Source organism: Promicromonospora sp. NPDC060204, assembly GCF_042728455.1.
In the GTDB taxonomy this organism is placed as follows: domain Bacteria; phylum Actinomycetota; class Actinomycetes; order Actinomycetales; family Cellulomonadaceae; genus Promicromonospora.
In genome coordinates this window covers 1-12,488 of sequence record NZ_JBHWZO010000184.1, presented here as the reverse complement: position 1 = coordinate 12,488, position 12,488 = coordinate 1, and the positions used below count along the sequence as shown (strand labels likewise).

General features: G+C 72.5%; 8 protein-coding genes. 4 read left to right on the top strand and 4 right to left on the bottom strand.

Annotation, left to right across the window (positions count from 1 at the left end):
* Positions 1-49: 49 nt before the first annotated feature.
* The 4 genes from ACFWEJ_RS20520 to ACFWEJ_RS20505 all read right to left on the bottom strand — a co-directional run bounded on the left by ACFWEJ_RS20520 (position 50) and on the right by ACFWEJ_RS20505 (position 8,758).
* Entirely contained in the window at positions 50-2,806 is a 2,757-nt protein-coding gene (locus ACFWEJ_RS20520; protein ID WP_377231044.1) for a PKD domain-containing protein, read from the bottom strand.
* Between the two features lie 41 nt (positions 2,807-2,847).
* Complete coding sequence (locus ACFWEJ_RS20515; RefSeq protein WP_377231043.1) at positions 2,848-4,026, bottom strand: sugar phosphate isomerase/epimerase family protein; 1,179 nt, start codon at positions 4,024-4,026, stop codon at positions 2,848-2,850.
* Between the two features lie 59 nt (positions 4,027-4,085).
* A complete protein-coding gene (locus tag ACFWEJ_RS20510; protein WP_377231042.1) occupies positions 4,086-7,436 on the bottom strand; it encodes a family 16 glycoside hydrolase in 3,351 nt (1,116 codons plus the stop codon).
* Positions 7,437-7,717: 281 nt separating this feature from the next.
* Positions 7,718-8,758, bottom strand: coding sequence for a LacI family DNA-binding transcriptional regulator (locus ACFWEJ_RS20505; protein ID WP_377231041.1), 1,041 nt, complete (start codon positions 8,756-8,758; stop codon positions 7,718-7,720).
* Positions 8,759-8,896: 138 nt separating this feature from the next.
* Here ACFWEJ_RS20505 and ACFWEJ_RS20500 point away from each other — a divergent pair, with 138 nt between their 5' ends.
* From ACFWEJ_RS20500 to ACFWEJ_RS20485, 4 genes are all read left to right on the top strand, one after another.
* Positions 8,897-9,223 (top strand): hypothetical protein, encoded by a 327-nt coding sequence (locus ACFWEJ_RS20500; protein WP_377231040.1) that lies wholly within the window; start codon positions 8,897-8,899, stop codon positions 9,221-9,223.
* A gap of 280 nt (positions 9,224-9,503) precedes the next feature.
* Positions 9,504-10,388 carry an ABC transporter permease gene (locus ACFWEJ_RS20495; RefSeq protein ID WP_377231039.1) on the top strand — a complete coding sequence of 295 codons (885 nt, stop codon included), beginning with the start codon at positions 9,504-9,506 and terminating at the stop codon, positions 10,386-10,388.
* Between the two features lie 99 nt (positions 10,389-10,487).
* Positions 10,488-11,555, top strand: a complete 1,068-nt coding sequence (locus ACFWEJ_RS20490; RefSeq protein ID WP_377231038.1) for an ABC transporter substrate-binding protein — start codon at positions 10,488-10,490, stop codon at positions 11,553-11,555.
* Complete coding sequence (locus tag ACFWEJ_RS20485; RefSeq protein WP_377231037.1) at positions 11,552-12,394, top strand: ABC transporter ATP-binding protein; 843 nt, start codon at positions 11,552-11,554, stop codon at positions 12,392-12,394. Before ACFWEJ_RS20490 ends, ACFWEJ_RS20485 begins: the two co-directional genes overlap by 4 nt.
* Positions 12,395-12,488 lie beyond the last annotated feature (94 nt).

The following is a 12,488-nucleotide window of genomic DNA, read 5'->3' as shown; positions in this document are numbered from 1 at the left end:
GCCGGCCCCCGGGGGGGGGGCCCCGCCCCGGCCTGTGCCGCCTGCGGGCTCAGCCCCGGACCGTCAGCTCGACCGTCGTCCAGTCCCGGGTGCCCTCGCTGTCCGTCGCGATCAGCCGCGCCGTGTACCGGCCCGGGTTCTCGTAGACGTGCGTGACGGCCTGCCCGTCCGCGGTGGTCCCGTCGCCCAGGTCCCACCGGTAGGAGACGATCTCGCGCCCCTCGGGTGCCACGGCGGACCCGGACAGGTCCACCGAGAGGGCCGCTCGTCCACCCTGGCGGCTGGCCTCCGCCGTCACGACCGGGGCGGTGTCGTCGGCGACGCCGCGCCCGTGGAAGACGAGCCAGTCGAGACCGAGGTTCGCGCCGTCGGCGGGCTGGCGCTTGCTCTTCGCGACGAGGTAGAGCGTCGTGGCCCCCTGCTGGTCCGGGAGGTCGATCGTGGGCGAGACGACCTGCCCGGCCCCGGTTGCCCTGGCGACCTGGACCTGGCCGAGCTTGCGCCCGGTCGGGCTGCCGGCGCGCACCTCGACGGTCGTGTCGGCGGCGCCGCGGACGGCGCCCACCGTCAGGGCGTCGATGCCGCGCAGGTCGACCGGGCCGAACGCGATCCAGTCGCCGTGGTCGACGTCGGTCACCAGGCGCCCGCCGCGGGCGTCGGCGCCGTCCGCCACCGTGACGCCGGAGCTGTCGACGTAGAACTCGGCCTCCTTGTCGCGCACCTGCAGCCGGGCCGTGTCCTGGCCGGCCAGGGCCGGGACGCCGTCCGCGCCCAGGTCCTCGTAGCCCGCCCCGAGCACGGGGTAGACGTTCTGCCCCACGCCGTGGTCCGCGGGGTCGAGGAACACGGACCCGGAGCACCCGGTGTAGTTGTCCAGGGGGTGCGCGTGGGAGTCGTGGCCGAGCTGGGTGTTCACCGTGACCTGCTCGCAGTCGATGGTGCCCGCCTCGGTCGAGCCGTCCTCGACGTCGGCCACGTCGACGGCGTACGGGACGGTGTCGCCGAGCTCGGCGAACCCGCCGTGGTACGGCGCCGCGAAGGAGACGTCCGGCCGGGTGTTGCCCACCGTGATCTTCTGCACGGAGACGCCGGTGAAGCCTTCGCTGTCCGTGACCGTCAGGCGGGCGCTGAACTGGCCGCGCTCGGTGTAGGTGTGCGTGGGGTCGGGCTCGGTGGAGTCGACGACGCCGTCGTTCTCGAAGTCCCACGCGTAGGTGATCTCCAGCCCGTCGGGGCTCTCGCTGGCGGCGCCGTCGAAGGCGACGGTCAGCGGTTCGTGGCCGGAGTCGACGTCGGCCGCGAACCGGGAGAGGGGTCGCCGGCCGTCGGCCGCGTAGTCGACGCGGTAGATGCCGGCGTCGGTGTTGCTGCTCCCGCGGCCCGCGCCCGAGCCGCGGCCGAAGTCGATGATGTAGAGCGAGCCGTCAGGGCCGAACTCGGCCTCGAACGGGGCGACGAACGTCTCGCCCTCCAGGAACGGGTCGATCGAGGCGAGCTCGCCGGTGGCCTCGTCGAGCGAGAGCACCTTGTAGTAGTTGCGGGCGTACTCGGAGACGAACCAGTGCCCGTCGAAGCTTTCCGGGAACTTCGTCTTGACGTCGAGCTCCGGGTCGAAGCGGTAGACCGGGCCGCCCATGGGGGCCGCACCGCCGGAGCCGAGCTCGGGGAACTCCTCCGAGACCCCGTAGCCGTACCAGACGAGCGGCAGCTGCGACGGCGGGAGCTCGCGCAGGCCCGTGTTGTTGGGGGAGTCGTTGACCGGGTTCGCGCAGTCGAACGCCGCGCCCGAGGCGCCGGTGGCGAAGTCGTAGTCGATGTATGCCTGGTTGTCGGCGTGGCAGTATGGCCAGCCGTGGTTGCCCGGCTCGGTCATCCGGATGAACTCGACCTGGCCGTCGGGGCCGCGCAGCGGGTTGGCCACCCGGGCGTCGGGCCCGTAGTCGCCGATGAGCACCGCGCCGGTGCCGGGGTCGACCGTGATGCGGAACGGGTTGCGGAAGCCCATCCCGTAGATCTCCGGGCGGGTGTCCGCCGTGCCCGGCGCGAACAGGTTGCCGTCCGGGACCGAGTACGTGCCGTCGTCCTCGGGGGTGATGCGCAGCACCTTGCCGCGCAGGTCGTTCGTGTTGGCGGAGGTGCCCTGCGCGTCCCAGCCGCGCCGGCCCGGGCGCTCGTCGATCGGCGCGTAGCCCGCCTGGTCGAACGGGTCGGAGTTGTCGCCCGTGGCCACGTACAGGTCGCCGTCGGGCCCCATGGCGAGCGAGCCGGCCATGTGCGAGTTGGCGCGGCCCTCGCCGCGCCAGATGGTGTAGTCGAGCAGCCGCTTCTCCGACGCCGGGTCGATGGTGTCGTCCGGCCCCATCGTGAACCGCGAGAGGTTCATCTTCGCGACGTCGGGGTCGCTCCAGAGCAGGTACAGCCACCCGTTCTCGGTGAAGTCCGGGTCCAGCGTCAGGCCCAGCAGGCCGTCGGACTGGGTGAGCAGGTCGAGCGAGTAGTCCAGGTCCAGGGCCGTGGTCTGGCGCAGGGTCTCCTGCTCCAGCACGATCACCTGGCCGGTGCGCTGGATGTAGACGACGCGGCCGTCGTCGGCCACGTCGAGCTCGAACGGGTCGGCGAGGCCCTCCGTGACCAGGGGGACCTTGTCGAACGCGGTGGCCTCGGCATGGTCGGAGCCGGCGGGTGCGTCGTGGGCGTCGTGGGCGGTGGCGGCGGTGCTGGCGGGGACCAGGGCACCGAGCGCGACGACCAGACCGGTCGTCGCGGCCAGTGCCCGGCGGTGTGCCCGGCGGTGCGGTGCGGACATCAACACTCCCTCGTGCTGGGTCGGATGGTGCGGGCTGTGGCTCAGTAGCGCAGCTCGGCGAGGTAGCCGAGGCTGGTGCACGCGGACGTCACGCCGTCCGGGGACGGCTGGTCGTTCTCGGTGAAGCCGTACCGGACCCCGGCGAGCGGCGCCGCGGCGAAGATCTCGGCGAAGTCGATGGTGCCCGCGCCGACGTCGGCGAAAGAGCCGTCCTCGGCGATGTCCTTGAGGTGCAGCAGCTCGAACCGGCCCGGGTAGCGCGCGAACAGGTCGGTGGCGGCGGTGTCCGTGCTGGCGGCCCAGTACACGTCGAGCTCCATCGTGACGAACGCCGGGTTCGTCTCCCGGACCAGGACGTCGTAGCCCGTGACCCCGTCCTCCTGGGTCTCGAACTCGAACCCGTGGTTGTGGTACGCGACCCGGATGCCCTCGGCGGCCAGAGCCTCGCCCGCCTCGTTGAGGATCGCGGCCGTCCGCGAGTAGTCCGCCAGCGTCCACGAGCCTGAGCCCGAGATGCGCACGTACTTCGCCCCGATCGTGTGCGCCTCGGCCGCCACCAGGTCGACGTCGTTCTGCAGGTTCGACAGGCTCACCCCGAGCGACGGCACCTCCAGCCCCGCCGCGTCCGTGAGCGGCGCCAGCCCCGCAGCGGAGTAGCCGTAGAAGTTGCCGGCGCTGCCCGACGGCTCGATGTTCTGGAAGCCGCACTCGGCCAGCGCCGCGAGCGTCCCTTCGGCGTCGCTGGGCATGGTCGCGCGGACCGTGTAGCCCACCAGGCCGATCGCGGACAGGTCGACGGACCGCTGGCCCGTGACCGGGTGCGGCCTGCCCACCTCCGACGCGGCGGCGGCACGGACGACGTCCCGGCGCTCGCGGGCGGTGAGGGTCCGTTCGCGGACGAGGCCCTTGGTCACGGAGGAGACGGTGCGGACGAACGCGCCGTGCGTCGCGAACGGGGCGTCGGCCATGATCTCGTCCATCACGGTGCAGCCGGCGGGGGTCTCGCGGTTGGGCACGCCGGAGTCGGCGTCGGCGCCGAACCAGACGGTGGCCTGGCTGGTGTAGCCGTAGGCGCAGGCGCTGGTCCCGGCGGGCGCGCCGGTCTCGGCGGCTCCGGCCGGTGCGGCCAGGACCGGCAGGGCCAGGGTGGCGACCACGGCGGCGGCGAGCCAGGGTCGTGCGGTGCGGGTGTGGGGTGACGTGCGGGTAGAACGTTCCATCAGACGTACCTCTCCTTCGAGGGACAGATCAGCGCGGGACAGATCAGCGCGGGACCAGGTCAGCGGACGGTCAGGTAGACCGTCGTCGTGCTCCGCCGGTAGACGGTGTCGCCCAGGTACTCGACGGTCACCGAGTGCACGCCGGCCGCCAGCCCGGCGGTGGGGAGCCGGAGCCGGGCGGGGCCGCGGCCGAGCGCGGCCTTGACCGGCGTGTCCCCGACGGTGACCCGGACGGTCCCCGTCGGCGCCGGGCGGCCCTTCGCACCGGGCACCGTGACCAGGGCCAGCGTCTCGTCGCCCGCCGTGACCCTCGGCGGGGTCAGCCGCGCCGAGACCCCCGACGTCAGGCCCTGCCTGGTGTCCTCCTGCTCGGCCAGGCGCTCGATCCAGACGTTGCGGAACCGCGGGTTCAGGCCGGCGTCCCCGTGGTCCTGGAGCTTGATGTGGCCGGGGGCGGGTCCCTCCGCCCGGCCGTTGCCGGTCTTGCCGTCGATCGCCACGTCGTCGTGCACGAGCTGCCCGTTCCACCAGAGCGAGAGACGGGCGTCCTCGGTCTTGGTCCCGGCGGCGTCGAACCGGGCGGCGCGGAACACGAGGTCGTACGTCTGCCACGTGCCCATCGCGGTCGCGACGTTCACGTCCGGGGCCTTCTTCAGGTAGATCGAGCCGGCGTCGTTCGTGGCCGGCGGGTCGATGCCGAAGGACTCCAGCACCTGCACCTCGTACCGCTCCTGGATGTAGATGCCGCTGTTGCCGCGGGCCTGCCCGGTGACGTCGTCGGCGTGCTGGGGCTGGTACCACTCGGCGTGCATCCGGAAGTCGCCGAACGTCTCCTTGGTGCGGATGTCGCCGCCGAAGGACTCCAGCGTGCCGTCCGCGACCGGCCACGTCGCGGGCCCGCCGCTCGCCTTCTCCCAGGCGTCGAGGTCGCCGCCGTCGAACAGCGTGATGCGTTCGGTGGGGGTGACGGTGAGGCTGTCGAGGTTCACGTGCCCCACGTCGTCGGCGTCGTACGCGTAGGCGACGGTGTTCGCGCCCTTCCGGAGCTGGATCGTCTCGGTCTGCGTCTTCCAGGTCGACCAGCTCACGGTGCTGTCGAGCCAGACCTGCTTCTGCTTGACGCCGTTGACGTACAGGCTCATCGACCGCGGCAGGGGGCTGGGGTCGGAGTTCTGGCCGTTGGCGTAGCGCAGGGCCAGGTCGTGCGGGCCCGCCTCGTCGGCCTCGACGGCGAACGTGGTGCGCGCGCCGGGCTCCCAGTTGCGGTCCACGAACCCGGCGCCCGAGTACCCGGCGTGGTTGGTGTTCCAGCCGGCCCCGCCGGAGATGTCGGCGGCCTCGGCCTCGTAGACGGGCGGCGGAGTGCTGCCGTCCGGCAGGCGGTTCATCGTGTACCAGGCCTCGGTGCTCCACAGCTCCGCGCCGGTCTCCGAGGCGAACGGCCGCGGGGAGTGCACGTTCACGACCCGGCCGGGCTTCAGCCCGTCGATCGCCAGGGTCACCGTCTTGCGGTCCGCCGAGAGCGTCGCCGAGGTGACGTCGAGGTCCTCCTCGTCGACCTTCGGCCCGCCGTACTGCGGCGTGGAGACGTAGCGCCACTGCGCCGCCTCGTACTTGTCCGCCAGGTTCTCGGCGGTCTCGGCCGACAGGGGCTGCGTGTACTCGATCTCGAAGCCGCCGTCGATCGCGCGCATCTCGAGCATGTCGAACGCCCGGTTCTCGTCGAAGGTGAGCTTCTGCAGGCCGTAGCCGAGCTTGCCCGCCTGGCCCCAGTTGCCCGACCAGCCGATGCCGCCCACGTAGATCGAGCCGTCCGGGCCGACGCTCGTCCTGCTCACGCCGGACTCCAGCCCCTGCGTCATGCGGAACACGGCGCCCTGCTCCTGGCCGGCGACGTCCTCCAGGTACACGCGCTGCAGCCCGCCGTAGGTCACGTCGCCGATCGCCATCTGCCCGGCGAACACGCCCTCGGTCAGGATGACGGGGTTGCTGGGCGAGTTGGAGATCTCGCCGTGCGGCATCCACACCACGGGCTCGGTCACCGGCTGGTCGTCGTAGGGGCCGTCCGGGTTGGTGTAGTGGTTGTAGAACGCGCCCTCCTCGACGCGGACCAGCTTCGACGTCGGCACGTGCATGCCCTGGTTGTCGGTGACGTACATGCCGCCGTCGGCCCCGAAGCCGAGGCCGTTCGGGGTGCGCAGGCCGCCCGCCAGGTACTCGACGTTGCCGGTGTCCTCGTCGATCTTCAGCACCGAGCCGCGGTTCTCGACGAGCTGCGGGTCGCGCGTCGCGCCGCCGGGCACCATGGCGATGCCCGTGGAGACGTAGAAGTAGCCGTCCTCGTACAGCAGGCCGAACGCGAACTCGTGGTAGTTGCCGCCGAACGGCCAGGTCGCGACCGAGCGGTACTCGTCGGTGACCTCGTCGCCGTCGGTGTCGATGAGCTCGGTCAGCCCGTGCTTCTCGGAGACGTAGATGCGGCCGTCCACGACCTTGAGCCCCATCGGCTCCTGGAGCTCCTCGGCGATCTTCGTGTACGTGACGTCGTCGGCGCCGCCGTCGCCGGTCACGTTCTCGACGATGTAGACCTCGCCGAGCACCGTCTCGCGGTCGCCGCCCCACGTAGCGATGGCCATGCGGCCGTCGGGCAGCCAGTCCATGCCGGTGACCTGCGGCTCGAAGCCGTCCGGGCGCAGGTTGGTGAGCGTGTAGTCGGGGTGCACCTCGGTCAGGGGCAGGCCGTCGCCCGGCGCCTCATCGACCCCCTCGCAGACCTTGCGGCCCGGCGAGGTGACGCGCGTGACCTCGGCGTCGGTGCTCAGCACCGAGCTCGGCACCAGCACGAAGCCGGAGGCGCCCGGCGGGCGCCACTCCAGCTTCAGGCGCTGGTCGAAGTCGCCGTCGAAGTGGTCGATGCGCAGGGCGTGGTACCCCGCCTCCAGGGCCGCCGACCCGTCCTTCGGCGTCGCCCCGTGCTTGCCGGGGTGGTCCACGACCAGCGTCTCGTCGAGCAGCAGCCGCGCGCCGTCGTCGCTGGTGACCCGGAAGTCGTAGGTGCCGGCGGCCGGGACGTTCAGGTAGCCGCTGACCTCGGTGACGAACCGGTCGGCGAGGCCGAAGTCGGCCGCCGTGGTCCAGTCGATCGTCGGCATCAGCTTGTCGACGTTCGGCGTCTGGCCCGGCTTGAGCGTGCAGTAGTCGTCCAGCGGGACCTGGACGTCGAACACCCGCAGGGTGACGCCGGGCTCCTGGGGCCGGGTGGGGTCGGTGGCCGCCTGTGCCGTGGCCTGCGCTGCCGGCTCGGCGGCCGACTGGGCGGCCGGCTGGGCTGCCGCCGGGAGCACCGTGAGCGGCAGCACGAGCACGCCGAGCATCGCGGCGAGGGTGCGGTGGGTCGATCTACGTTCCATGGGCCTTGCCTCTCCATCGAGGACCTTGCCTGGCTGGGACCGTGCCTACGCCACGTCACTATGCGGTGAGCGGTAACCCCGGACAACGAGTTGCCACTTGTTGCCCCTCGCGGTGCGCACCCACGACGTCGCCGCGCGGCAGTGTGCGCTGGGGAGGTGGCTGGGGAGGTGGAGGTGGAGGTGGACAAGCGTTCACCAGGCGATCCGGGACCGTGACGGGTCCGGTCACGGCCGCGGATCGCCTGGTGAACGCGTGTCCAACTGAGGCGGCGGCGCCCGGGTCAGGCGCGGCGGGCGGTCGAGCCGCGCTCGACGAGCTTGGCCGGGAGCAGCGCCGGGGCCGACAGCCCGGACGACGCCGTGGCCGACAGGCCGGACGACGGCGCACGCAGCTGGTTCAGCAGGCGCTGGACGGCGAACGTCCCGAAGTGGCGCAGGGGAGAGGCGACCGTCGTCAGCGGCGGGGTGCAGAAGTCGGAGCCGAAGATGTTGTCGAACCCGACGACGCTCAGGTCGCGGGGAATCTCGACCCCGAGCCGCGTCAGCCCGCGCATCGTGCCGATCGCGACGAGGTCGTTGTAGGCGACGGTCGCGGTCGCGGAGTGGGTGGTCAGGGCCTGGGCGGCGGAGAGTCCGCCGGCGAGCGTCGGCGCGAACGGCCCGAGGCGCCACGCCCGCAGGCCGAGCTCCTGGGTCGCCTCACGGAAGGCGCGCCAGCGCATGCCGTCGGCCCAGGACGCCTCGGGCCCGGCCAGGTACGTCAGCCGGACGTGCCCGAGGCCCGCCAGGTGCTCGACGGCGCGCCGCATCCCCTGGGCGTTGTCGGTCACCACGCTCGGCACGTCCGTGACCACCCGGTTCATCACGACCGTCGGCCGCTGCTTGGCCACGGCGCGGATCGCCGCGTCCGAGAGCCGTGACGTGGCGAGGACGACCCCCTCGACCAGGGGCAGCGTGCGCTCCAGGGCGCGGCGCTCCGCCCCGCTCGACTCGTGCGCGTCCACCACCAGCAGCGTGTACCCGGAGTCGATGGCGGTCTTCTCGGCGCTGCGGATGATCTCGAAGAAGAACGGGTTGGTCAGGTCGGCCACGACGATCGCGAGCAGCGCGGTCCGGGCGTCCGGCAGGCCGCGCCCGATGGGGCTGGTCCGGTAGCCGAGCTCGTGCGCGACGCGCCGGATGCGGTCCGCCGTGTCCGCGTTGACGCGCCCCGGCCGGGAGAACGCCCGCGACACGGTCGAGGGCGCGACGCCGGCAACCCTGGCGACGTCGTAGATGGTCGGTCTGTTCCGAGAGCTCCCTGTTTCGCCAGTTTCGCCCATGCGCGGGGAGCGTACGTCGAGCCGACGGCCACGGCAACCATTTGCCGTGGACCACCCCGGGTGCGGCACGTCCTTGCGCGCCCGGCAAGAGGTGGCAACACCTTGACCGCCCCGGGCGCGGCCCCCTCGAATGACGGCATGACCCTGCCTACCGACCCGCTCGCGGTGCCCGACGACCACGTGGCGGACGACGCGGTCCAGGTCGAGGCCGCGGAGAGCGAGCTCCGGCGGCTCGGCCTGGAGGAGATCCGCGTGCGGCACCACGGCGACCTGGCGCGGCTCGAGGCCCCGCACGCCGACCTCGCGAGCCTGGCGGCGGAGCCCCTGCGCGGGGAGGTGCTGCGGGCCGTGCGGTCCGCGGGCTTCCGGTCGGTGGCGGTCGACCTGGAGGCCGTGACGGACGCCGTCACCGAGGTCGTCGCCGAGGCCGGCACGGACGCCGTCGCCGACCCGGGCGGCGCCTGACGGCCGCCTGACCCACGGCCGCCCCGCGCCCCGGTGGCAACCGCCGTCCGCCGGAGGCGCGCCGCGGCGGGGCAACAAGTGGCAACTCGTTGTCCGGCCCGGGCGCGGCTCATAGTGTCCCCGATGACGAGCAGCCCCACAGGCCGGGGCCGCTGACCTGCTCTACCGACCGGCACCTCCCGCACGACGACGTCCGGGGTGCCCTGACCCGCTGCCCCACGGGTGTCGACGTCGACCCCGTGCGACGAAACGGAAAGAGCGAACTATGGAGGATCACGCCATGGTGACCACCCAGGACGCCCGCCCCACGACCTCTTCCTCGGGCGGGCCCAGGTCCCGGCCGACGACGCCGCCGTCCGGCGGGACGCCGCTCGGGACCCGGGCGCTCACGCTGCTCGCGGAGTCGTGGCGGCCGGTCGCGGTGCTGCTCGCGCTCTTCGCGCTCTGGTGGTTCGTGGCCTGGCGCGAGCTGGTCCCGGCCTACCTGGTGCCCTCGCCCGGCGCCGTCGCGGAGACCATGGTCGCCGAGTGGACGATGCTGCTGGAGCACACGTGGGTGACCACGCTGGAGACGATCGTCGGGTTCGTGCTCGCGGCCGTGATCGGCGTCGCGGCGGCCGTGCTGCTGGTCTACTCCAAGACGGCGGAGAAGTCGCTGTACCCGCTGATCCTCTTCGCCCAGGTCATCCCCAAGATCGCCATCGCCCCGATCCTGGTGGTCTGGTTCGGGTTCGGGATGACGCCGAAGATCGTCCTGGCCGTCCTCATCGCCTTCTTCCCCGTCGTCGTCTCGGCCGTGGCCGGCCTGCGCTCGGTCGACCCGGAGCTGCTGGAGATGTCCGCGACGATGGGCGCGTCGCGGTGGAAGACCTTCCGCAAGATCCGCTTCCCCGGGGCCCTCCCGCAGCTCATGTCCGGCCTCAAGGTCGCGGTCACGCTGGCGGTCGTGGGCGCCGTCGTCGGCGAGTTCGTGGGCGCCGACCGCGGCCTCGGGTACGTGCTCCTGCTCGCCAGCGGCAACCTCGACGCGCCGCTGCTGTTCGCCGACCTGATCCTCATGTCGCTCATCGGCGTGGTCCTCTTCGTGCTGGTCGAGGTGCTCGAACGCCTCCTCATCCCGTGGCACGCCTCGCGGCGCGGGAACCTCGCGCTCGCGACCGTCTGACACCGGCTGTCCGACACCGACCGTCCGACGCCGTCCGGCGCCCGCACCCTCTCGTTCTTCCTGCCGCCGCCGTGGCGGCCCGACCAGAAAGGCTCTCCCATGCGTGGTGCAGCGAAGCATGACGACAAGAAGCGTGACGCCAGGACCCGTGCCCGCAAGACCATGATGTCGCTGGCCGTGGGCGGCGTCGCCCTGGCGATGGTCGCGGCCTGCGGGCAGACCGCCGGCGGCGGGTCGGGCGAGCAGAACGCCGAGGGCCTGACCGAGGTCACGGTGACGCTCAACTGGGTGCCGTACGGCGAGCACGCGCCGTTCTACTACGGCGTGGCGGAGGGCATCTTCGAGGACGAGGGGATCGACCTGACGATCCAGCCGGGCAACGGGTCCGGCAACACGGTGCAGCAGGTCGCGCAGCGCAACACCGACTTCGGATGGGCGGACACCCCGCCGCTGGCGAACGGGATCAGCTCCGGCATGCCCGTGCGCAGCGTCGGCGTCTTCCTGCAGACCGGCCCCAGCTCCGTCGAGTTCTTCGACGACCAGGGCATCACCAAGCCCGCCGATCTCGTGGGCAAGACGGTCGGCGGCACGCCCGGCGACGCCATGTACGGCACCTTCCCGGCGTGGCTGGAGATCAACGGCGTGAACCCGGACGACGTCACGGTGGTCAACGTCGACGCCGCGGGCAAGATCGCGGCGCTGATCGAGGGCAAGGTCGACGCCATCCAGGGCTTCTACCACGACCAGGCGGCGACCATCGAGAACCAGACCGGCAAGGAGGTCTCCGCCCTGCCGTTCGCGGAGTTCGGCATGAACATGCTCGGCACCGGCCTCCTCGCGAACGAGGCGACCATCGAGAGCGACCCCGAGCTGGTCCAGGCGATGGTGCGGGCGACGTCGAAGTCGTTCCTCGCGGCGTCGGAGGACCAAGACGCCGCCGTGGCCGCGATGGCCGCCGACGCGGAGCAGGCGCCGGACGAGGAGGTGCTCGCGGCGCAGCTCGAGGCGACGATCGGCCTGCTCAACCTGGAGGCCGCCCCCGCGCCCGGCGTGAACACCGAGCAGCAGTGGACGGACACGCTCACGTTCCTGACGGAGAACACGGAGTTCGAGGGCGAGCCCACGCCGGAAGCGTACTGGGACGCGACCTTCGGGGAGGACCTGTGACCGCGACGACCGGTCCCACGACCGGTCCCACGACCGGGCCCGGCGCGGCCGCGCGGCCCGCCGAGGCCGAGCCGATCATCGAGGTCACGCACCTCACGCGCCGCTTCACGTCCAAGCGGTCCGAGACCGTCGCGCTCGACGACGTGTCGCTCGCGGTGCGGCCCGGGGAGTTCGTCACGATCGCGGGGCCGTCGGGCTGCGGCAAGTCGACGCTGCTCAAGATCATCGCGGGGCTGACCCTGGCCACGGACGGCGACGTGCGCCTGTACGGGCAGCCGGTCACCGGGCCGCAGCGCGAGATCGGCTTCGCCTTCCAGCGCTCGGCCCTGCTGGAGTGGCGGGGCGTGCGCAAGAACATCCTGCTCCAGGCCGAGATGCGGGGCATGGACCGGCGTCGGGCGGAGGAGCGCGCGGACCACCTCATCGAGCTCACCGGCCTGACGGGGTTCGAGCGGGCCCTGCCGCACGAGCTGTCGGGCGGCATGCAGCAGCGCGTCGCGCTGTGCCGCGCCCTGCTGCACGAGCCGCGCGTGCTGCTCATGGACGAGCCGTTCGGCGCGCTCGACGCCCTGACGCGCGAGCAGATGAACATCGAGATGAACCGCATCTGGCGCGAGACCGGCACCACGGTGGTGCTGGTGACCCACTCCGTGCCGGAGGCGGTGTACCTGGGCAGCCGGATCGTCGTCATGAGCCCGCGGCCGGGCCGGATCGTGGAGACCCTCGAACCGGGGCTGCCCGACCGCCGCGAGTACGGGCCGACGCTCGCCGACCCGCGGTTCACCGCGGCGGCCGAGCGGCTGCGGGAGCTGCTCGGCGCGAGCCATGCGACCGAGTGACGGGACCGAGGACGACGGTGCTCCTCTCGGCGTGGGGATCATCGGGATGGGCGGTATCGGGGCGATGCACGCCCGGGCGCTCGGTGAGCTGAGC

Excerpts from the sequence above, each read along its gene's own strand:
- ACFWEJ_RS20515 (WP_377231043.1), bottom strand. The coding sequence starts at position 4,026 with ATGGAACGTTCTACCCGCACGTCACCCCACACCCGCACCGCACGACCC.
- ACFWEJ_RS20520 (WP_377231044.1), bottom strand. The coding sequence starts at position 2,806 with ATGTCCGCACCGCACCGCCGGGCACACCGCCGGGCACTGGCCGCGACG.
- ACFWEJ_RS20510 (WP_377231042.1), bottom strand. The coding sequence starts at position 7,436 with ATGGAACGTAGATCGACCCACCGCACCCTCGCCGCGATGCTCGGCGTG.
- ACFWEJ_RS20495 (WP_377231039.1), top strand. The coding sequence starts at position 9,504 with ATGGTGACCACCCAGGACGCCCGCCCCACGACCTCTTCCTCGGGCGGG.
- ACFWEJ_RS20490 (WP_377231038.1), top strand. The coding sequence starts at position 10,488 with ATGCGTGGTGCAGCGAAGCATGACGACAAGAAGCGTGACGCCAGGACC.
- ACFWEJ_RS20500 (WP_377231040.1), top strand. The coding sequence starts at position 8,897 with ATGACCCTGCCTACCGACCCGCTCGCGGTGCCCGACGACCACGTGGCG.
- ACFWEJ_RS20505 (WP_377231041.1), bottom strand. The coding sequence starts at position 8,758 with ATGGGCGAAACTGGCGAAACAGGGAGCTCTCGGAACAGACCGACCATC.